Below are 21,263 nucleotides of genomic sequence, written 5' to 3'. Positions count from 1 at the left end.
AAGTAGTCTTCTCACTTGATAATGATGTGATTTACGCTATTTTCAACAAAATTGGCCATTGGCTATAATGATAAGACTAATGTTAAAACGATGAGCTGACCAGCTGTTGTGCTAAATTATCGGCAATAAAATAAAAAAGCGACATAACTCGAAAGTTATGTCGCTCACTGTATGGTGCTATGTAAAATTTTAGTAGTTGGTGTCTACGCGTTAACTAATACCGCAGAGATAAACGGCTCTTCTTCTTTACGAAGTGTCATGATTTCACAGCCATTATCTGTCACAACAAGCGTGTGCTCGTATTGTGCTGACCAACCTCTATCTTTAGTTTTTACAGTCCAACCATCTTTCATAGTACGAATACGATAATCACCTGTGTTTACCATTGGTTCAATAGTAAATGCCATTCCTTTTTGTAGAACAACACCACCATCATCTGCATCGTAGTGTAATACTTGAGGCTCTTCATGAAAGCCTTCGCCAATACCGTGTCCACAGTATTCACGAACAACAGAAAAATCATGACCTTCGACAAATTTTTGGATGGCTCTACCTAATTCACGTAAGCGAATGCCTGGTTTTACCATTTTCATTGCAAGGTAGAGGCTTTCTTGCGTTATACGACATAAACGCTCTCCTTGAATAGTTGGTTTGCCAACGATGAACATTTTAGAGGTATCACCATGAAAACCATCTTTGATGACAGTCACGTCGATATTCACAATATCGCCATTTTTAAGGATTTTATCTTCGCTTGGAATACCATGACAGATAACATCATTAACAGAAATACATACCGATTTAGGAAAGCCATGATAGTTTAAACACGCAGGGATAGCTTGTTGCGTATTTACAATATGTTCATGACAAATACGGTCTAATTCTGCCGTGTTCACACCCGGTTTTACATGTGGTGCGATGATTTCAAGAACTTCTGCCGCAAGACGACCTGCGACGCGCATTTTTTGAATATCTTCTTCGGTCTTGATTACAATAGCCATTTGAGTTCTTCGTTTATATTTAAAAGCTACAATACAAACAGAGTCAGTAATTTATATTGTAGGTTAATGAGTTATGATGAATAAGAAATAATTCTAATTACCATTTATGATATCAGTAGAAAGTATATGTGCCAACAAGGGCGCGCCATCTAAAGAGATAGAAGTTTATTTCTATAATATTATTTAACTAGGAAGATACGCTTTCTCTTTATGGATGTCTTTTTAAATCGTTGGATTATTTTTTGATATCAAAATAACTATTTGTTTATTTTTTTATAGTTTCAAATCGTTTCTTTCATTTCAAATTTAATCTCCTATTGCGTATGTTTTTACGTGCTTTTTCGTCATTTTTAATCTTTCTTTTTCTTGATTAAAGGCCCTAGTTGCTATAACTAATAGTGGTTTCTTAATGTTATTTATGGTATAAAGCGCGCCGGAGTTCTGTTATTACGTTACGAGTGAACGATAACAGTAAATTCTACAAACATTCAATTGTGTTAATTACACACACAAATCGACACATATGCCGGGGTGCTCTTATGTAAAGGTATGACCTTTACAGCTGATGAGTCGGTCATATGGGATTTGTGGAGGAATAACCCCAATCTTAATTTTATAGAGGTCTAAAATGGCAACTGTTTCAATGCGCGATATGCTGCAAGCCGGTGTTCACTTCGGTCACCAAACTCGTTACTGGAATCCAAAAATGAAACCTTTCATCTTTGGTGCGCGTAACAAAGTTCATATCATTAACTTGGAAAAAACTGTTCCAATGTTTAATGAAGCTCTGGCTGAACTGAACAAAATTGCTTCTCGTAAAGGCAAAATCCTGTTTGTGGGTACTAAGCGCTCTGCCGTTGAAGCTGTTAAAGAAGCAGCAGCAAGCTGTGACCAGTTTTATGTAAACCACCGCTGGTTAGGCGGTATGCTGACTAACTGGAAAACTGTTCGTCAGTCAATCAAACGCCTGAAAGATTTAGAATCTCAATCTCAGGACGGTACTTTTGAAAAACTAACCAAGAAAGAAGCGTTAATGCGTTCTCGTGAACTTGGTAAGTTAGAAAACAGCCTGGGTGGTATCAAAGACATGGGCGGTTTACCTGACGCTCTGTTTGTTATCGATGCTGAACACGAACACATTGCAATCAAAGAAGCAAACAACCTGGGTATCCCAGTATTTGCTATCGTTGATACTAACTCTGATCCAGATGGTATCGACTACATCATCCCTGGTAATGACGATGCAATCCGTGCAGTTAAATTATATCTGACTGCAGCAGCGACAGCTGTTCGTGAAGGTCGTTCTCAAGATCTGGCTGTTCAGGCTGAAGAAGGCTTAGTCGAAGCTGAATAATAAGGCATGCTCGTAAGAGCCCTTATTTAACCAGGTATTGCTATATATTGGTTAGGGGGCCTCATTAGGCCCCCTTTACACATCTGCTATGAGAACATCTATGGAAACTCCATAGAAAAGTCGAGGAAGAAACAAATGTCTGGAATTACCGCTGCATTGGTAAAAGAACTGCGTGAACGTACTGGCGCAGGCATGATGGAATGTAAAAAAGCGCTAGTTGAAGCTAATGGTGATATCGAATTAGCTATCGACAACATGCGTAAATCAGGTCAAGCAAAAGCAGCTAAAAAAGCAGGTCGCGTTGCAGCTGAAGGTATCATTCTTGCAGAAGTTGCTGCTGATGGTAAATTTGGTGCATTAGTTGAACTGAACTGTGAAACAGATTTCGTTGCTAAAGATACTGGTTTCATCGCATTCGGTAAAGAAGTCATGGCTGCTGTATTAGCAGACAAAACAGTTGATATCGATGCCCTGAAAGCTAAATTCGAAGAAACTCGTACAGCTTTAGTTGCTAAAATCGGTGAAAACATCAATATCCGTCGTATCGCTGTATTAGAAGGCGAAGAGTTAGGTACTTACTTACACGGCGCACGTATCGGTGTTTTAGTCGCAGCTAAAGGCGCTAACGAAGAACTGCTTAAACACATCGCTATGCACGTTGCTGCAAGCAAACCAGAATACGTTCGTCCTGAAGATGTTCCTGCTGATGTTGTTGAACATGAACACCAAATTCAGATGGACATCGCAATGCAATCGGGTAAACCACGCGAAATCGCAGAAAAAATGGTTACTGGTCGCATGAACAAATTCACCGGTGAGATCTCTCTGACTGGTCAGCATTTCGTTATGGATCCAAGCAAAACTGTTGGTGATCTGCTGAAAGAAAACAATGCTGAAATCATCAACTTTGTTCGTTTCGAAGTTGGTGAAGGTATTGAGAAAGTTGAAGCTGATTTCGCAGCAGAAGTTGCTGCAATGAGCAAATAATAACGCTTTGCGTTAATGGAACCGCCGAATGGCGGTTCTGTTTTGTTAGAATATCCACTTATTGTTTGCTTTTTTTTGTTAAAAAGAGAAAGCTATCTAAACCCTCCAATTAACTAATCTGCTTAGGACAGAACACCATGGCAACCAATGCAAAACCAGTGTATCAGCGTATCTTATTAAAACTGAGTGGTGAAGCGCTACAAGGCGCAGAAGGTTTTGGGATCGATGCGAGCGTACTCGATCGCATGGCTCAGGAAATAAAAGAACTCGTTGAATTGGGTATACAAGTGGGTGTCGTTATTGGCGGTGGTAACTTGTTCCGTGGTGCAGGTCTTGCTGCGGCAGGTATGAACCGTGTTGTGGGTGACCACATGGGAATGCTCGCGACAGTAATGAATGGCTTAGCAATGCGAGATGCATTGCATCGTGCTTATGTAAATGCACGACTAATGTCAGCATTTCCTCTTAATGGTGTCTGTGATAATTACAGTTGGGCAGAAGCAATTAGCTTATTACGCCATGGCCGAGTTGTTATTTTTTCGGCTGGTACAGGTAACCCATTCTTTACTACCGATTCTGCCGCGTGTTTACGTGGTATTGAAATCGAAGCTGACGTTGTATTAAAAGCAACGAAAGTGGACGGTGTTTTCTCTGCCGATCCAACAAAAGATCCTGATGCTGTTCTTTATGAGGCATTAACTTATCAGGATGTATTAGAGCGTGAATTGAAAGTCATGGATCTTGCTGCATTCACATTAGCCCGAGATCATAATTTACCTATCCGCGTATTCAATATGAATAAACCGGGTGCATTACGTCGGGTTGTTATGGGTGAAAGTGAAGGAACTTTGATTTCTCACGGTTAATACACAGAGACAACGGTATAATTTGGCGTTAACATCTAGAATGTAGGCCAATTCATTTATGTCGATATCAATGATATCGTCTGGAATATAACCAGTTCCCAAGGGTTTATAACGTGATTAATGAAATCAAAAAAGATGCTCAAGAACGCATGGATAAAAGCGTTGAAGCACTAAAAAGCCAAATCAATAAAGTTCGTACTGGTCGCGCGTCTCCAAGCCTTTTAGATGGCATTGTAGTTGAATACTACGGAGCACCAACACCATTAAACCAAGTTGCTAACGTTGTTGCAGAAGATGGTCGTACGCTGGCTATTACTGTATTTGATCGTACTTTATCAGCTGCGGTTGAAAAAGCGATTATGGCATCAGACTTAGGTTTAAATCCTTCATCTGCTGGCGCTATTATTCGTGTTCCATTACCACCTTTAACAGAAGAACGTCGTAAAGACTTAATTAAAGTTGTTCGTGCAGATGCTGAACAAGGTCGTATTTCTGTTCGTAATATTCGTCGTGATGCTAATGATAAAGTAAAAGCATTACTGAAAGATAAAGAAATTAGTGAAGATGACGATCGTCGTTCACAAGACGATATCCAAAAATTAACGGATATGAATATTAAAAAAATTGATGAAGCATTAGCACTGAAAGAAGCTGAGTTAATGGAATTCTAATTTTTACTTCTCTTTTCGATAATGCCGCTATAAAGCGGCATTATTTTTGGGATTAATCCGTTAAATAAACGTAAATACCTTTTTTTGAGTCACATTATTTATTAAAGTTGTCATCTTTCCCCTCATTTATCTCTCCATGCTGATATAATTCACTTTAATTAAAACGTTACAGACATACTGATTGATTAATAAATGAAACAAATAACTATATTAGGCTCAACGGGGTCTATCGGAACAAGTACTTTATCCGTTATTGAAAATAATCTAGATAAATATCAAGTGCTTGCTTTAGTAGCAGGAAAGAATGCAAATAAAATGGCGCAACAGTGTCTTTCATTCAACCCTAGATATGCGGTAATGTCTGACCAAAATAGTGCTAATCAATTAAAACATTTACTTGCTAATACGTCATGTAAAACGGAAATTTTATCAGGAAATCATGCAATTAATGAAATCGCAGCTCTTGATGAAGCGGATCAGGTAATGTCTGCTATTACAGGTGTTGCAGGGTTAAAACCAACATTATCTGCAATTAAAAAAGGCAAAAGAATTCTATTAGCGAATAAAGAATCACTAATAACCAGTGGCCGCCTTTTTTTTGATGCTGTAGCCAAATATGGCGCAAAAATATTGCCGATTGATAGTGAACACAACGCAATTTATCAAAGTTTACCTAAAGCTATTCAAGAAAATTTAGGTCATGCTTCTTTACCTACTGAAGGTGTTACAGGAATATTATTGACAGGATCGGGTGGGCCATTTCGTTACACGCCACTTAATGAACTTGATGCAATGACACCAAATGAAGCCTGTGCTCATCCTAACTGGTCTATGGGAAGAAAAATCTCTGTTGATTCGGCAACAATGATGAATAAAGGCCTTGAATATATTGAAGCACGCTATTTCTTTAATGCATCAGAAGATGAAATGGAAGTTATTATTCATCCACAATCGGTTATTCACTCTATGGTTCGCTATCGCGATGGTAGCATTATTGCTCAAATTGGTGAACCTGATATGAGAACGCCTATTGCTTACTCTATGGCGTATCCTCATCGTACACAATCAGGTGCTAAAGCATTAGATTTTTTTGAGATACAATCGCTTGAATTTATTCGTCCTGATTACCAGCGTTATCCTTGTTTAGCGCTTGCAATTGAAGCGTCAAAAAGAGGACAAGCTTCAACAACGGTATTAAATGCGGCTAATGAAGTCGTTGTTGATGCTTTTTTAAACGAAAAAGTGAAATTTACTGATATTGCTAAAATTAACCATAAAGTAGTTGAACATTTTGACTTATCAGAGCCTCAAAGTATCGATGATGTGCTAGAAATTGACCAATTAGCGAGATTAGAAACTCAACATATCATCTCTCGATTTGTATAATGGTGATTATAATTAATATAGGGTGTTTGTTCGTCTTTCTAGCTGATGGTATAGTTGCCGAATCACTAAAGAAAATAATGAAAATTAACAGTTCATTACTAAAGCAACCGCTTTAGCAACTTTGAGGCTTTGTCAATGGCCGTGATTAGCACGGTTTTTTTGCGCATAGGTTATCCGAAGAGGACTGTCTGTATTGGTATCAGATTAGCAAAGGGTTAAATTGAGTGAACTTATCCAGTGACGATTCATCCGCATCAAAACCAAAGCATGTTGCTATCATTATGGATGGCAATGGGCGTTGGGCGAAAAAACAAGGAAAGCTTCGTATAACGGGGCATCGTGCGGGGATTAAAGCAGTTCGAGATGCGGTCAGCTTTTCCGTAAAACATAAAATAGAGTCACTGACGTTATATGCGTTTAGTAGTGAAAACTGGAATAGACCAGAACAAGAAGTCAGTTCCCTAATGGAGCTATTTATTTTTGCTTTAGATAATGAAGTAAAAAGCTTACATAAACACAATGTTAAACTTACCGTAATTGGCGATATCAGTCGTTTTAGTCGTCGTCTTCAAGAGAGAATAAAAAATTCTGTCACGCTGACTGCTAATAATACAGGGCTTAATTTAAATATTGCAGCTAACTATGGTGGTCGTTGGGATATTACCCAAAGTGTACAGCAATTAGCGACATCTCTCGCAAAAGGTGAAATTACTGTTGATGATATTAATGAAAATGCAATATCGTCTCATCTTTGCTTGCATAATCAGCCTGCTGTAGATCTCGTTATTCGTACTGGTGGTGAACATCGTATAAGTAATTTTCTTATTTGGCAGATAGCATATGCTGAACTCTATTTTACACAGGTTTTATGGCCTGATTTTGATGAACGAGTTTTTCAGAATGCACTAGATGCTTTTGCAAAACGGGAACGACGTTTCGGTGGTACAACATCAGAAACGAATATTGTGAATCTGGGAGGATAACTTGCTTAAGTATCGGGTGATCACTGCATTAATTTTAATCCCTATTGTTATTGCCGCACTTTTTCTTCTTACTCCTGAGGGTTTTGGATTAGTGATTATTGCTATATCTGGGTTAGCTGGTTGGGAATGGGCTCAATTTATTGGTTGGCATTCTCAAGGTAAGCGTATTGCAACAGGTGTGGGTTTCGCAGCTCTTTTACTCCTTATGCAATTATCTATATCTGATTTTTATCACCTAATTGATATACCAATGATCAAGAATGGATTATGGGCTGGGCTAGTATGGTGGATTGCCGCTATTTTATTAGTTATCAGTTATCCTAATTCAGCCAACCTTTGGAAAAATTCAGTTATTCTTAAGCTATTGTTCGGTATATTAACGCTCATTCCATTTTATTGTGGCATGATGGTATTGCGTACGCTGGACTATAGCATTAACGCGTATACTGGAGCATGGTGGTTACTTTACGTTATGCTATTAGTGTGGGCGGCAGATTCAGGGGCATATGCTTTTGGCCGTTTAATGGGAAAACATAAAATGGCACCTAAAGTATCACCAGGTAAAACATTAGAAGGGCTCGTGGGTGGATTAATTACCGCGGGTATCGTTTCTTGGTTATTTACGCATTTTGCGCCTATTAGTAATGTACCTAACCATTTGCTTTTAATTTCTGGTGTCGTGGTCGTTGTCTCGGTATTTGGTGACCTCGTTGAGAGCATGTTTAAACGTGTTTCTGGTATTAAAGATAGTAGCCACTTAATTCCAGGTCATGGCGGTATCCTTGACAGAATTGATAGTTTGACTGCCGCTATTCCAGTTTTTGCTGGACTAGTTTTTCTAGTTTCTTCTGGTTTTCAATTGTAAAGGTAAGTGATGGGTATCCTGTGGAATTTGGCTGCATTTATTATCGTTTTAGGTATCCTAATTACGGTACATGAATTTGGACATTTTTGGGTAGCAAGACGTTGCGGTATTTATGTTGAGCGTTTTTCTATTGGTTTTGGTAAAGCGATTTGGCGTAAAACAGATAAGCATGGAACAGAATTTGTTATCGCATGGATACCTTTAGGTGGCTATGTCAAAATGTTGGATGAACGTGTGGGTGCTGTATCACCAGAACGTCGCCACCTTGCTTTTAATAATAAAACAGTAGGGCAAAGAGCCGCCGTTGTTGCAGCAGGTCCTATTGCCAATTTCTTGTTAGCGATAGTTGCTTACTGGATTGTTTTTATGATAGGTGTACCTGCATTAAAGCCTATCATTGCGGATATTCGTCCTAATTCTATTGCCGAACAAGCAAAATTAACGCCTGGAATGGAACTAAAATCCGTTGACGGTATCGAAACGCCTGATCAGAATGCAGTTCGTTTAAGTTTGATTAGCAAAATAGGTGAAAAGGAAGTCACTTTTATCGTCTCTGACCCGAACTCACTTTCAGAGAGTGAGAATATACTGAATTTACAACAGTGGAATTTTGACCCTGAAAAACAAGACACATTGCTTTCTTTAGGGATTATGCCTGTTGGTGCGCGGTTAGATTCAAAGATTATAGAGGTGACGCCAGACTCTGCTGCTGAAAAAGCGGGTTTACAAGCAGGGGATCGAATCGTTAAAGTCGATGGTCAGCCAATTGATACTTGGCATCCATTTACTTATTTTGTTCAACGTAGTCCCAACAAAGCGTTGGAATTAAAAGTTGAACGCAATGGCTCACCGTTGGTGTTGAATATCACACCAAACGCTATTGTACTAAAAGATGGGACTGAAGTAGGGCAAGTTGGTGCTCAATTACAAGTATTACCCCCTGACGAACAATACTTGATAATGCAACAATATAATCCGTTCTCAGCCTTTTACGAAGCATCTGATAAAACTTGGCAGTTAATGGGGTTAACTGTCAAAATGATTGGCAAGTTAGTTGTTGGTGATGTCAAATTGACTAACCTTAGTGGACCGGTTTCTATTGCGAAAGGCGCTGGTATGTCCGCTGACTCTGGTTTTGTTTATTATTTGATGTTTATAGCTCTTATCAGTGTCAATCTGGGGATCATTAACTTGTTTCCCCTGCCTGTCTTAGATGGTGGGCACCTGCTTTTCCTGGTTATCGAAAAGATAAAGGGAGGGCCGGTATCTGAGCGTGTACAAGATATCTGTTATCGCATTGGCATTATTGCACTTATGCTGTTAATGGGACTTGCACTTTTCAATGATTTCTCTCGCTTATAATGATAAGCAGAGACCGGTTAGGAAAACACAAAACAACGATGGCGATGAAAAAGTTGCTTATAGCGTCGCTGCTGCTGGGCAGCGCCACTGCATACGGTTCAGACGGATTCGTAGTTCAGGACATTCAATTTGAAGGTCTTCAACGCGTCGCCGTTGGTGCAGCATTACTGAACATACCTGTCCGAGTCGGAGATTCGGTGAGTGATGATGATATCAGTCGAACTATCCGTTCATTATTTGCAACAGGAAACTTTGATGATGTTCGGGTTCTGCGTGACGGAAATACATTACTTGTTCAAGTAAAAGAGCGTCCAACTATTGCCAGCATTACTTTCTCTGGTAACAAAGCAATCAAAGAAGATATGTTGAAGCAGAATCTTGATGCTTCCAATATTCGTGTTGGCGAAACACTAGACCGCACAATGTTGGCGAATATAGAAAAAGGGCTTGAAGATTTTTACTATAGCGTAGGTAAATACAACGCAACAGTTAAAGCTGTTGTTACTCCACTTCCTCGCAACCGTGTTGATTTAAAACTCGTTTTTGCCGAAGGGGTTTCAGCAACCATACAACAAATCAATATTGTTGGTAATAAAGCGTTTAGTACAGCTGAATTAGTAAACCGTTTCCAGTTACGTGATGATGTACCTTGGTGGAATCTAACTGCTGATGAAAAATACCAGAAACAAAAGCTTGCTGGTGATTTAGAAACATTAAGAAGTTTTTATCTTGATCGTGGTTATGCTCGTTTTGATATTGAATCAACGAATGTTAGCTTAACGCCAGATAAAAAAGGTATCTACATTACTATCAACCTAAATGAAGGTGATAAATATACTGTAGAAAATACCGAAGTTAATGGTAATACCGCAGGTTATACAAAAGAGATCGAAGATCTTATCCAAATTAAACCAGGTTCTCTTTATAACGGAGCGCAAGTAACGAAAACAGAAAATGAAATTAAAAATCTGTTAGGCCGTTACGGTTATGCTTATCCTCGTGTTATGACTAATCCTGAAATCAATGACGAAAATAAAACCGTTAAACTGCATGTGAATGTTGATGCAGGAAATCGTTTCTATGTTCGTCAAATTCATTTTGCGGGTAATGACATCACTAAAGACTCTGTTTTACGTCGTGAAATGCGTCAAATGGAAGGGGCTTGGTTAGGTAGTGATTTAGTTGAACAGGGTAAAGAGCGTTTAAATCGTTTAGGATACTTTGAAACGGTAGAAACAGAAACTCAACGTATTCCTGGTTCACCTGATCAGGTTGATCTTGTTTATCGCGTAAAAGAACGTAATACAGGTTCACTTAACTTCGGTGTTGGCTTTGGTACTGAAAGTGGTGTGAGTTTCCAAGTTGGTGTCACACAAGATAACTGGTTAGGTACAGGTAATGCAGTTGCAGTTAATGCGAGTAAAAATGATTACTCAACTTACGCTGAACTTTCATTAACAGACCCATACTTCACTGTAAATGGTGTTAGCTTAGGTGGTCGTGTTTTCTATAACGATTTCCGAGCAAATGATGCTGATTTATCCGGCTATACCAATAAATCTTATGGCTTAGATGGTACGCTGGGCTTCCCTATCAATGAATATAATACAGCTCGTCTTGGGTTAGGCTATACTCATAATGGCTTATCACGAATGGAACCACAGGTCGCAATGTGGCGCTATCTTGAAAGCATGGGTGAGCATCCTGGCTTTGATGGACGAGAATCCTTTAATGCCGACGACTATACTGTCAGCTTAGGATGGACATTCAATAACTTAAACCGTGGTTTCTTCCCAACTTCAGGTGCGAGAAGTAACTTAACAGGCCGCGTTACAGTTCCAGGTTCTGATAACAAGTACTACAAGGTAACTTGGGATGGAATGGCGTATTACCCATTAAATGAAAAAGAATCTTGGGTGAGCTTATTTAAAGGTCGTTTAGGTTACGGTGATGGTTTAGGTGGTAAAGAATTGCCATTCTATGAAAACTTCTATGCCGGTGGTTCTGGTACTGTTCGTGGTTTCCGCTCAAATAATATCGGTCCTAAAGCGATTTATTTAAATAAAGAAGGAAAACCAGAAAAAGGCCAACCATCAAGCGATGCTATCGGTGGTAACGCGATGGCAGTAGCAAGTGTTGAGCTAATTACACCAACGCCATTTGTTGATGATAAATATTCATCATCAGTGAGAACATCGGTGTTTGTTGATGCGGGTACAGTGTGGGATACCAACTGGAGTAGCACTAACTCAGCATGGACTGCCGGTATGCCTGATTATAGCAAGGCAAGTGATATACGTGTTTCAACGGGTGTTGCTTTACAATGGTTATCTCCTTTAGGCCCATTAGTCTTCTCTTATGCGAAGCCGATAAAAGATTACGAAGGCGATAAATCAGAGCAATTCCAGTTTAATATTGGTAGAACGTGGTAGCGATGTAAATAAAGGTGATGTCTTTTCAACATATTGAAAAGACATCCAAATTCGGACAAAAATTATTTTGGGTTTTTAAGGAGTATATCGTGAAAAAATTGTTATGTGCCGCTGCCCTAGGAATGGCATTGACGATGTCTGTAGGCGCACAAGCTGCGGATAAAATTGCTGTTGTAAACATCGGTCAAGTTCTCCAACAAATTCCTAATCGTGACTCAGTTGAGAAACAATTAGAAAAAGAATTCAAGTCTCGTGATACTGAATTACAAAATTTAGGTAAATCACTACAGACTGCGGTTGAGAAATACCAAAAAGATGCACCAACAATGAACGCAACACAACGTGCAAACACAGAGAAAGATCTGGTTGCTAAACGTGAGGCTTATTCACAAAAAGCACAATCTTTTGAACAAGATTTTGGTCGTCGTCAAGCAGAAGAACGTAACAAAATCATGAAACGTGTATTAGATGCTGTTGACGTTGTTGCTAAGAAAGAAGGTTATGATGTTGTCTTAGATGCTAACACTGTTCCTTATTTCGCAGATGGCAAAGATATTACTGCTCAGGTTCAAAAACAGGTTAAATAATAGATGTTTTCAATTCGATTAGCTGATCTTGCTCAGCAGTTGAATGCACAGTTACACGGCGATGGTGATATCACTATCGCCGGTCTTGCTTCAATGAGCCTAGCAAATAACGAGCAAATTACTTTCCTTTCTGACAGTCGCTATCGCGACAAACTCAGTGATTGTCAGGCTGCTGCTGTTGTATTAACTGAAGCAGATCTCTCATTTTGTCCTGTTGCTGCTCTTGTGGTGAAAAATCCTTATCTTGCTTATGCTCAAATGGCACAGATTATGGATACAACACCAAGTCCAGCTCAAGATATTCATCCTTCTGCTGTTATTTCTAGTGATGTTAAACTAGGAAACAATGTCTCAGTCGGTGCTAATGCGGTTATTGAATCAGGTGTTGAACTTGGTGATAACGTAGTGATTGGTGCAGGTTGTTTTATTGGTAAAAAGGCGCATATTGATGAAAATAGCCGACTTTGGGCGAATGTTTCTATTTATCATGAAGTTATTATTGGTAAAAATTGCTTGATTCAATCAGGAACCGTCATTGGTTCTGATGGTTTTGGCTATGCTAATGAACGCGGTAATTGGATTAAGATTCCACAACTTGGCTCTGTTATTATTGGGGATAATGTCGAAATTGGTGCGTGTACAACGATTGATCGTGGCGCATTAGATAACACAGTTATCGGTAATGGTGTTATCATTGATAACCAGTGCCAAATCGCACATAACGTGACTATAGGTGATAACACAGCTGTTGCTGGTGGTGTCATTATGGCGGGTAGCCTAAAAATAGGACGTTACTGTATGATTGGTGGAGCAAGTGTTATCAATGGTCACATGGAAATCTGTGATAAAGTAACGGTAACAGGAATGGGGATGGTAATGCGTCCTATCACTGAACCAGGTGTTTATTCTTCAGGTATTCCGTTACAGACAAACAAAGCATGGCGTAAAACAGCAGCTCTAGTGTTGCGAATTGACGAAATGCAAAAAAGGTTAAAATCGCTAGAACGTCAAGTAGAAAATAGCGATAAGTAACATACACGTCATAGACGAAAGTTACCCATTATTTTGCGACCTGCGATTAACTTATATTTGAGTCATAGCAGGTCGTGTCATTATTAATTTGATTCAGTTTTATTAGACAGGAAGAGTATTGCAATGAGTGACAATCATACTCTGCAAATCGAAGAAATTTTAGAGTTACTTCCACACCGTTACCCATTTTTATTGGTTGATCGTGTCCTTGATTTTGAAGAAGGAAAATTTCTAAGAGCAGTAAAAAATGTATCTTTTAATGAACCTTTCTTCCAAGGACATTTCCCAGGAAAACCTATTTTCCCTGGCGTATTAATCCTTGAAGCAATGGCACAGGCTACGGGTATTTTAGCATTTAAAAGCGTAGGAAAGCTGAAGCCAGGAGAGCTTTACTATTTTGCTGCTATTGACGGTGCTCGCTTTAAGCGTCCTGTCTTACCTGGTGACCAGATGATTCTCGAGGTTGAATTTATTAAAGAACGTCGTGGCTTTGCTCGTTTTAAAGGAGTTGCTAAAGTTGATGGAGAAATTGCCTGCGAAGCTGAAATGATGTGTGCTCGTAGCCGTGAGGTTTAGCCTATGATTGATAAATCCGCAGTAATTCACCCTTCTTCAATTATAGAAGAGGGTGCGGTAATAGGTGCTAATGTTCGTATTGGTCCTTTTTGCGTTATTGGTAGTCATGTAGAGATTGGTGAAGGTACCGATATCAAATCTCACGTTGTTATTAATGGGCATACACGCATTGGTCGTGATAATCAGATTTACCAATTTGCTTCTATCGGAGAAGCGAATCAAGACCTCAAATATCGTGGTGAGCCAACAAAAGTGATTATTGGCGATCGTAACCTTATTCGTGAGAGTGTCACAATTCACCGTGGTACGATACAAGGTGGAAATGAGACAAGAATTGGTGACGATAACTTATTTATGATAAACACACATGTTGCCCATGATTGTATCATTGGTAATCGCTGTATAATTGCAAATAACGGTACATTAGGTGGCCACGTAACATTAGGTGATTTTGTGATTATTGGTGGCATGAGTGCAGTTCATCAATTTTGCCAAATCGGTGCTCACGTCATGGTGGGCGGATGTTCAGGCGTAGCGCAAGATGTTCCTCCTTTTGTTATTGCTCAGGGAAACCATGCGACACCTTATGGTCTGAATATTGAAGGATTAAAACGTCGAGGCTTTTCCAAAGAAGATCTTCACGCTATTCGTAATGCTTATAAAGTACTTTACCGTAATGGTAAAACACTAGAAGAAGCGCGTGAAGAGATAGGTCAATTAGTTGCAGACAATAATAATTCTTATGTCAAAATGTTCAGCGATTTTCTGGAAAATTCAGCAAAATCGAACCGTGGCATTATTCGTTAATAGGATATGACCTTGTCAGGCCAATTATCTGTTGAAAATCGCCAGTTAGTTATCGGCTTAGTTGCTGGTGAAACCTCTGGTGATATTTTGGGCGCGGGGCTTATCCGCGCTCTAAAGCAAATGCACCCTAATGTGCGTTTTGTAGGTGTTGCAGGCCCTCTTATGCAAGCAGAAGGTTGCGAAGCTTGGTATGAGATGGAAGAGCTTGCTGTTATGGGAATTGTAGAGGTTCTTGAACGTTTACCTAGACTATTAAAGATAAGAAAAGATCTCACTCAGCGTTTTTCACAGCTAAAACCCGATGTTTTTGTTGGAATTGATGCGCCAGATTTTAATCTTACACTTGAAGGTCGCCTAAAACGAAAAGGGATTAAAACAATTCATTATGTTAGTCCATCTGTGTGGGCTTGGCGCCAAAAACGTGTTTTTAAAATAGCGAAAGCGACAGACTTAGTACTCGCTTTTCTTCCTTTTGAAAAAGCGTTTTACGATAAGTATCAAGTTCCTTGTCGTTTTATTGGTCATACTATGGCAGATGCAATTCCATTGCAGCCCGATAAAATTGCAGCACGACAGCACCTTAATATTCCTGAAAATGCAAAGTGCTTAGCTCTGCTTCCTGGTAGTCGTCATACAGAAGTTGAAATGCTCAGTGCTGATTTTATAAAAACAGCACAGATATTAAAGCAGCATATTCCTTCTCTTCATATTTTAGTACCCCTTGTAAATGTAAAACGTCGCGCACAGTTTGAGCAAATTCATCAAGCAATTGCACCTGAGCTTGATATTCAATTATTAGATGGACAAGCAAGAGAAGCAATGACGGCAAGTGATGCGACGCTACTGGCATCAGGTACTGCTGCGTTGGAATGTATGCTAACAAAATGCCCTATGGTTGTAGGGTATAGAATGAAACCTTTTACGTTTTGGTTAGCGAAAAAATTAGTTAAAACACCTTATGTTTCATTACCTAATTTATTAGCAGGTAAAGAAATCATAAAAGAATTACTGCAAGAAGAATGTCAGCCAAAGGCATTAGCAGATACGCTTTTACCTTTTTTAACTAACGAAGAAAAAGCTCAACATTTAAAAGAGATATTTTTACAGCTACACTCAGCTATTCGTTGTAACGCCGATGAGCAAGCAGCGAATGCAGTATTAGAATTAGCAGGTCAATAATGGAATTTGTATATCCAAAAGCAAATATTATTGCTGGAGTTGATGAAGTTGGTCGAGGCCCGTTAGTGGGCGCTGTTGTGACGGCTGCTGTTATTTTAGATCCCAATAATCCAATAAAAGGATTAGCCGATTCTAAAAAATTGACAGAAAAACGACGTCATGCACTTTATGATGAAATCAAAGAAAAAGCATTATGTTGGTCTCTTGGTCGTGCTGAACCTGAAGAAATTGATGAATTAAATATTCTTTGGGCGACAATGAAAGCAATGCAAAGAGCTGTTATAGGCTTATCAATCACGCCCGATATGGTATTGGTTGATGGTAATCGTTGTCCTACATTACCTATGGCCTCTCAAGCCGTTATAAAAGGTGATAGTTTAGTACAAGAAATTAGTGCAGCTTCAATATTAGCGAAAGTGACTCGTGATAGAGAAATGCAAGCACTTGATAAGCTTTATCCTGATTATGGTTTTGCTAAACACAAAGGATATCCAACGGTTTTTCATATGGAAAAACTTGCCTTATTAGGTGCTACACCTTTTCATCGAAAAAGTTTTGCACCTGTAAAACGTGCTTTAAATTTAGCTTAATCCACAGCGTTATTAAGAGTAATAAAAAGATATGGCAGATCCTCGTTTTATCCATCTTAGGGTACACAGCGATTATTCAATGATCGATGGATTAGCAAAAACAGGCCCTCTCGTGAAGAAAGTGGCTTCGCTTGGAATGCCTGCTTTTGCAATTACTGATTTCAACAACTTATGTGGATTAGTAAAATTCTATGGTGCTGCACATAGTGCGGGCATCAAACCTATTATTGGTGCTGATGTTTATCTTGAAACAGAAGCGTTAGGTGATGAATATGCACACCTGACTATTCTTGCTCGTAATAATGTTGGATACCAAAATCTAACCTTACTAATATCTGAAGCGTATAAGCACGGCTACGGTGCAGCAGGCCCTGTTATTAAACAAGAATGGTTAACAACCTATAAAGAAGGGCTCTTGCTACTCTCTGGCGGTCGCATGGGCGATGTGGGTAAATTCTTGTTACGTGGCAATCGCGCATTAGTTGAACAATGTCTCGATTATTATCAAGCTCATTTTCCCGATAGTTATTACTTAGAACTCATTAGAACAGGGCGACCTGACGAAGAAGCTTATCTTCATGAAGCGGTTGCTCTTGCCTCAGAAAAAGGTTTGCCAGTAGTTGCTACCAATGAAGTTTGTTTTCTTGATAGTAATGACTTTGATGCCCATGAAATACGTGTGGCTATTCATGATGGATTTACGTTATCCGATCCTAAACGTCCTAAAAACTATAGTCCTCAGCAATATATGCGCACAGAAGAAGAGATGTGCGAACTTTTTGCTGATATCCCAGAAGCACTAGAAAACAGTGTCGAAATTGCTAAACGTTGTAATGTGACTATTCGTTTAGGAGAATATTTTCTTCCTCAATTTCCAACAGGGGATATGACTACTGAAGATTTCTTAGTCAAGAAATCTAAAGAAGGGCTAGAAGAGCGTTTAGTCTTTTTATTTCCAGATCCAGAAGTAAGACAAAAAAAACGTCCAGAATATGACGAGCGTCTTGATATTGAATTGAAAGTGATTAATCAGATGGGATTTCCAGGTTACTTTCTTATCGTCATGGAATTTATACAATGGTCTAAAGACAATGGAGTTCCTGTAGGCCCTGGTCGAGGCTCTGGTGCGGGTTCTTTAGTTGCTTACGCGCTGAAAATTACAGACCTTGATCCTCTTGAATTTGATCTGCTTTTTGAGCGTTTTCTTAACCCAGAACGTGTCTCTATGCCTGACTTTGACGTCGATTTTTGCATGGAAAAACGTGATAGAGTAATTGATCACGTTGCTGATATGTATGGAAGAGATGCCGTATCTCAGATAATTACCTTTGGTACGATGGCGGCTAAAGCGGTAATTCGTGATGTTGGGCGTGTTTTAGGTCATCCTTATGGATTTGTGGATAGGATTTCTAAATTAGTTCCACCAGATCCTGGAATGACGCTTGAAAAAGCATTTATAGCAGAGCCTCAATTACCTGAAATTTATGAAGCCGATGAAGAGGTTAAATCTCTTATCGATATGGCACGTAAATTAGAAGGTGTAACGCGAAATGCGGGTAAGCATGCTGGTGGTGTTGTTATATCTCCAACAAAAATTACTGACTTTGCACCACTTTATTGTGATCCTGAAGGTAATAACCCAGTAACACAATTTGATAAAAATGATGTTGAATATGCTGGTTTGGTTAAATTTGACTTCTTAGGTTTACGAACACTCACCATCATTAATTGGGCATTAGAAATGATTAATGCCCGCCGTGCTAAAAAATCACTTGAACCTATTGATATATCTGCTATTTCATTAACAGATAAACGCAGTTTTGATATGTTACAGCGCTCTGAAACTACCGCGGTATTCCAGCTTGAATCCCGTGGTATGAAAGACCTTATCAAGCGCTTACGTCCTGACTGTTTTGAAGATATGATTGCATTGGTTGCATTATTTCGCCCAGGTCCTTTGCAGTCTGGGATGGTGGATAACTTTATCGACCGTAAACATGGCGTTGAAGAAATCTCTTATCCTGATGTGAAATGGCAGCATGAAAGTTTACAGCCTGTTCTAGAGCCAACATATGGCGTTATTTTATATCAAGAACAAGTTATGCAAATCGCCCAAGTGTTAGCTGGTTATACCTTGGGTGGCGCGGATATGTTACGACGCGCAATGGGTAAGAAAAAGCCAGAGGAGATGGCAAAGCAACGTTCCGTTTTTGAAGAGGGTGCAATCAAAAATGGCGTTGATGGTGAGCTTGCAATGAGGATCTTTGACTTGGTAGAGAAATTTGCCGGTTATGGGTTTAATAAATCTCACTCTGCTGCTTATGCATTGGTATCATATCAAACGTTATGGTTAAAAGCCCACTATCCTGCTGAATTTATGGCGGCTGTAATGACTGCCGATATGGATAATACAGAAAAAGTCGTTGGTTTAGTGGATGAATGCTGGCGTATGGGGCTTAAAGTTCTGCCTCCTGATATCAATAGTGGGCTCTATCATTTTCACGTCAATGATGAAGGTGAAATTGTCTATGGTATTGGTGCTATCAAAGGTGTAGGTGAAGGTCCAATCGAAGCGGTAGTTGAAGCACGCCAACAAGGTGGTCATTTCAAAGATATTTTTGATCTGTGTGCAAGAACAGAAACTAAAAAATTGAATCGCCGTGTGATGGAAAAACTGATAATGTCTGGCGCATTCGATAAACTAGGGCCTCATCGAGCAGCTTTAATGTCTTCTCTTGAAGATGCGTTAAAAGCAGCAGATCAGCATGCAAAAGCTGAAGCTATAGGGCAATCTGACATGTTTGGTGTATTAGCGGAAGCTCCAGAGCAAGTTGAGCGCTCTTATGCTAATGTACCTAAATGGCCAGACCAAGTTGTCTTAGAAGGCGAGAGAGAAACTTTAGGATTATATTTAACGGGTCATCCCATTACCCGTTATCTAAAAGAAATTGAACGATATGCGACAGGTTCACGTCTAAAAGAATTAACACCAACACCTCGTGGTCAAATGGTTAAAGTTGCAGGTTTAGTCCTTGCTTCTAAAGTCTTTACAACAAAACGAGGCAATAGAATAGGGGTTTGTACCTTAGATGATCGTTCAGGTCGCCTCGAAATTATGTTATTTTCCGATGCATTGGATAAATACCAGCATTTATTGGAAAAAGATCGAATTTTGATTGCCACCGGTCAGGTCAGCTTTGATGATTTCAACGGTGGGCTTAAAATGACTGTCCGCGAACTTATGGATATCAATGAGGCCCGTGAAAAATATGCGCGGGGACTTGCTATCTCGTTATCAGACAGGCAAATTAATGAGCAATTATTAAATCGTCTTCGCGGCGTTTTAGAACCGCATCGTTCAGGCACGATACCGGTTCATCTTTATTTTCAAAAGCATGATGCCTGTGCACGTTTACGATTTGGTGCAACATGGCGTGTTACGCCAACAGATATGCTTTTGACCGATCTGCGAACTCTGCTGGGTAATGAGCAGGTGGAATTAGAATTTGACTAAAATAGGAATGTTATGAGTCTTAATTTTCTGGATTTTGAACAGCCAATTGCCGAGTTAGAAGCGAAAATTGATTCGCTAACCGCAGTTAGCCAACATGATGAAAAGATTGATATTAATATCGATGAAGAAGTCTCACGTTTAAGAGAAAAAAGCTTAGAGTTAACACGTAAGATTTTTTCTGATCTTGGTGCATGGCAAGTAGCACAACTTGCTCGTCATCCATTAAGACCCTATACACTTGACTATATCAAACGTATTTTTACAGATTTTCAAGAACTAGCGGGTGATCGTGCTTATGCTGATGATAAAGCTATTGTCGGTGGTATTGCTCGCTTAGATGGTCGCCCTGTGATGATTATAGGTCATCAAAAAGGACGTGAAACAAAAGAAAAAATTCGTCGTAATTTTGGTATGCCTGCGCCAGAAGGCTATCGTAAAGCACTTCGTCTAATGGAAATGGCTCAACGTTTCCACTTACCTATCATCACTTTCATTGACACTCCAGGTGCATATCCCGGAGTTGGTGCTGAAGAGCGTGGACAATCAGAAGCTATTGCTCGTAATTTAAGAGAAATGTCACGTTTTAATGTGCCTATTATCTGCACAGTTATTGGTGAAGGTGGTTCTGGTGGCGCGCTAGCTATTGGTGTGGGTGATAAAGTTAATATGTTGCAATACAGCACATATTCAGTTATTTCACCAGAAGGCTGTGCTTCTATTCTTTGGAAAAGTGCAGATAAGGCTCCATTAGCGGCTGAGGCTATGGGGATTACAGCAAATCGTTTAAAAGAACTTAAACTGATTGATTCTGTTATTCCTGAACCTTTAGGTGGTGCCCATCGTCATTATGATGAAATCGCACAAGCATTAAAAGCACAATTAAAAGCCGATTTAGAAGAACTAGATGCTTTTGAATCCCAAGAGCTGATTAATCGTCGCTATCAACGTTTAATGGAATACGGTTATTGCTGATAGCCAGAAAAAGTAAGTCATAAATATAAGCCTTATGTGTTATCACATAAGGCTTTTTTTAAATATCACTTTTAAAAATATAATTAATAAAATAAAAAT

Annotated in this window: 18 protein-coding genes; 17 read left to right on the top strand and 1 reads right to left on the bottom strand. The window is 39.3% G+C overall.

Features of this window, described 5'->3' with window-relative positions:
• Nucleotides 1–203: 203 nt before the first annotated feature.
• The gene (gene map / locus M983_RS05540) at nt 204–1,001 is read right to left on the bottom strand and encodes a type I methionyl aminopeptidase (RefSeq protein ID WP_066748324.1); all 798 of its coding nucleotides are present in this window, start codon (nt 999–1,001) and stop codon (nt 204–206) included.
• Between the two features lie 628 nt (nt 1,002–1,629).
• Between map and rpsB the strand changes: the two genes are divergently transcribed.
• The 17 genes from rpsB to accA all read left to right on the top strand — a co-directional run bounded on the left by rpsB (nt 1,630) and on the right by accA (nt 21,164).
• Nucleotides 1,630–2,355: a 30S ribosomal protein S2 gene (rpsB, locus tag M983_RS05535; RefSeq protein ID WP_066748322.1), complete on the top strand. Its 726-nt coding sequence runs from the start codon at nt 1,630–1,632 to the stop codon at nt 2,353–2,355.
• 135 nt (nt 2,356–2,490) lie between these two features.
• Nucleotides 2,491–3,342, top strand: coding sequence for a translation elongation factor Ts (tsf, locus tag M983_RS05530; protein WP_066748320.1), 852 nt, complete (start codon nt 2,491–2,493; stop codon nt 3,340–3,342).
• 137 nt (nt 3,343–3,479) lie between these two features.
• On the top strand, nt 3,480–4,208 hold the full coding sequence (gene pyrH, locus M983_RS05525; protein WP_066748318.1) for a UMP kinase: 729 nt from the start codon (nt 3,480–3,482) through the stop codon (nt 4,206–4,208).
• A 113-nt stretch (nt 4,209–4,321) separates the two neighbouring features.
• Nucleotides 4,322–4,879, top strand: a complete 558-nt coding sequence (frr, locus tag M983_RS05520) for a ribosome recycling factor (protein WP_066748315.1) — start codon at nt 4,322–4,324, stop codon at nt 4,877–4,879.
• A 192-nt stretch (nt 4,880–5,071) separates the two neighbouring features.
• Nucleotides 5,072–6,265 (top strand): 1-deoxy-D-xylulose-5-phosphate reductoisomerase, encoded by a 1,194-nt coding sequence (gene ispC / locus M983_RS05515; RefSeq protein ID WP_066748312.1) that lies wholly within the window; start codon nt 5,072–5,074, stop codon nt 6,263–6,265.
• 281 nt (nt 6,266–6,546) lie between these two features.
• Nucleotides 6,547–7,248 carry a polyprenyl diphosphate synthase gene (gene uppS / locus M983_RS05510; protein WP_245684015.1) on the top strand — a complete coding sequence of 234 codons (702 nt, stop codon included), beginning with the start codon at nt 6,547–6,549 and terminating at the stop codon, nt 7,246–7,248.
• Between the two features lies 1 nt (nt 7,249).
• On the top strand, nt 7,250–8,113 hold the full coding sequence (gene cdsA / locus M983_RS05505) for a phosphatidate cytidylyltransferase (RefSeq protein ID WP_066748305.1): 864 nt from the start codon (nt 7,250–7,252) through the stop codon (nt 8,111–8,113).
• A gap of 9 nt (nt 8,114–8,122) precedes the next feature.
• On the top strand, nt 8,123–9,475 hold the full coding sequence (rseP, locus tag M983_RS05500; RefSeq protein ID WP_066748302.1) for a sigma E protease regulator RseP: 1,353 nt from the start codon (nt 8,123–8,125) through the stop codon (nt 9,473–9,475).
• 38 nt (nt 9,476–9,513) lie between these two features.
• Nucleotides 9,514–11,907, top strand: coding sequence for an outer membrane protein assembly factor BamA (gene bamA / locus M983_RS05495; protein ID WP_066748299.1), 2,394 nt, complete (start codon nt 9,514–9,516; stop codon nt 11,905–11,907).
• An 89-nt stretch (nt 11,908–11,996) separates the two neighbouring features.
• Nucleotides 11,997–12,494, top strand: a complete 498-nt coding sequence (locus M983_RS05490; protein WP_066748297.1) for an OmpH family outer membrane protein — start codon at nt 11,997–11,999, stop codon at nt 12,492–12,494.
• A gap of 3 nt (nt 12,495–12,497) precedes the next feature.
• Nucleotides 12,498–13,526 (top strand): UDP-3-O-(3-hydroxymyristoyl)glucosamine N-acyltransferase, encoded by a 1,029-nt coding sequence (gene lpxD / locus M983_RS05485; protein ID WP_066748295.1) that lies wholly within the window; start codon nt 12,498–12,500, stop codon nt 13,524–13,526.
• A gap of 123 nt (nt 13,527–13,649) precedes the next feature.
• Nucleotides 13,650–14,102 (top strand): 3-hydroxyacyl-ACP dehydratase FabZ, encoded by a 453-nt coding sequence (gene fabZ, locus M983_RS05480; protein ID WP_066748292.1) that lies wholly within the window; start codon nt 13,650–13,652, stop codon nt 14,100–14,102.
• A gap of 3 nt (nt 14,103–14,105) precedes the next feature.
• Nucleotides 14,106–14,909 (top strand): acyl-ACP--UDP-N-acetylglucosamine O-acyltransferase, encoded by an 804-nt coding sequence (gene lpxA, locus M983_RS05475; RefSeq protein WP_066748289.1) that lies wholly within the window; start codon nt 14,106–14,108, stop codon nt 14,907–14,909.
• 6 nt (nt 14,910–14,915) lie between these two features.
• Nucleotides 14,916–16,088 carry a lipid-A-disaccharide synthase gene (lpxB, locus tag M983_RS05470; protein WP_066748283.1) on the top strand — a complete coding sequence of 391 codons (1,173 nt, stop codon included), beginning with the start codon at nt 14,916–14,918 and terminating at the stop codon, nt 16,086–16,088.
• Complete coding sequence (rnhB, locus tag M983_RS05465) at nt 16,088–16,678, top strand: ribonuclease HII (protein WP_066748280.1); 591 nt, start codon at nt 16,088–16,090, stop codon at nt 16,676–16,678. Before lpxB ends, rnhB begins: the two co-directional genes overlap by 1 nt.
• Nucleotides 16,679–16,709: 31 nt before the next feature.
• Nucleotides 16,710–20,192 carry a DNA polymerase III subunit alpha gene (gene dnaE / locus M983_RS05460; RefSeq protein WP_066748277.1) on the top strand — a complete coding sequence of 1,161 codons (3,483 nt, stop codon included), beginning with the start codon at nt 16,710–16,712 and terminating at the stop codon, nt 20,190–20,192.
• Nucleotides 20,193–20,204: 12 nt separating this feature from the next.
• Nucleotides 20,205–21,164 carry an acetyl-CoA carboxylase carboxyl transferase subunit alpha gene (gene accA, locus M983_RS05455; RefSeq protein ID WP_066748276.1) on the top strand — a complete coding sequence of 320 codons (960 nt, stop codon included), beginning with the start codon at nt 20,205–20,207 and terminating at the stop codon, nt 21,162–21,164.
• Nucleotides 21,165–21,263: the final 99 nt, after the last annotated feature.

This window comes from Proteus myxofaciens ATCC 19692 (assembly GCF_001654855.1).
Lineage (GTDB): Bacteria > Pseudomonadota > Gammaproteobacteria > Enterobacterales > Enterobacteriaceae > Proteus > Proteus myxofaciens.
This window is presented reverse-complemented; position numbering and strand designations above follow the sequence as displayed.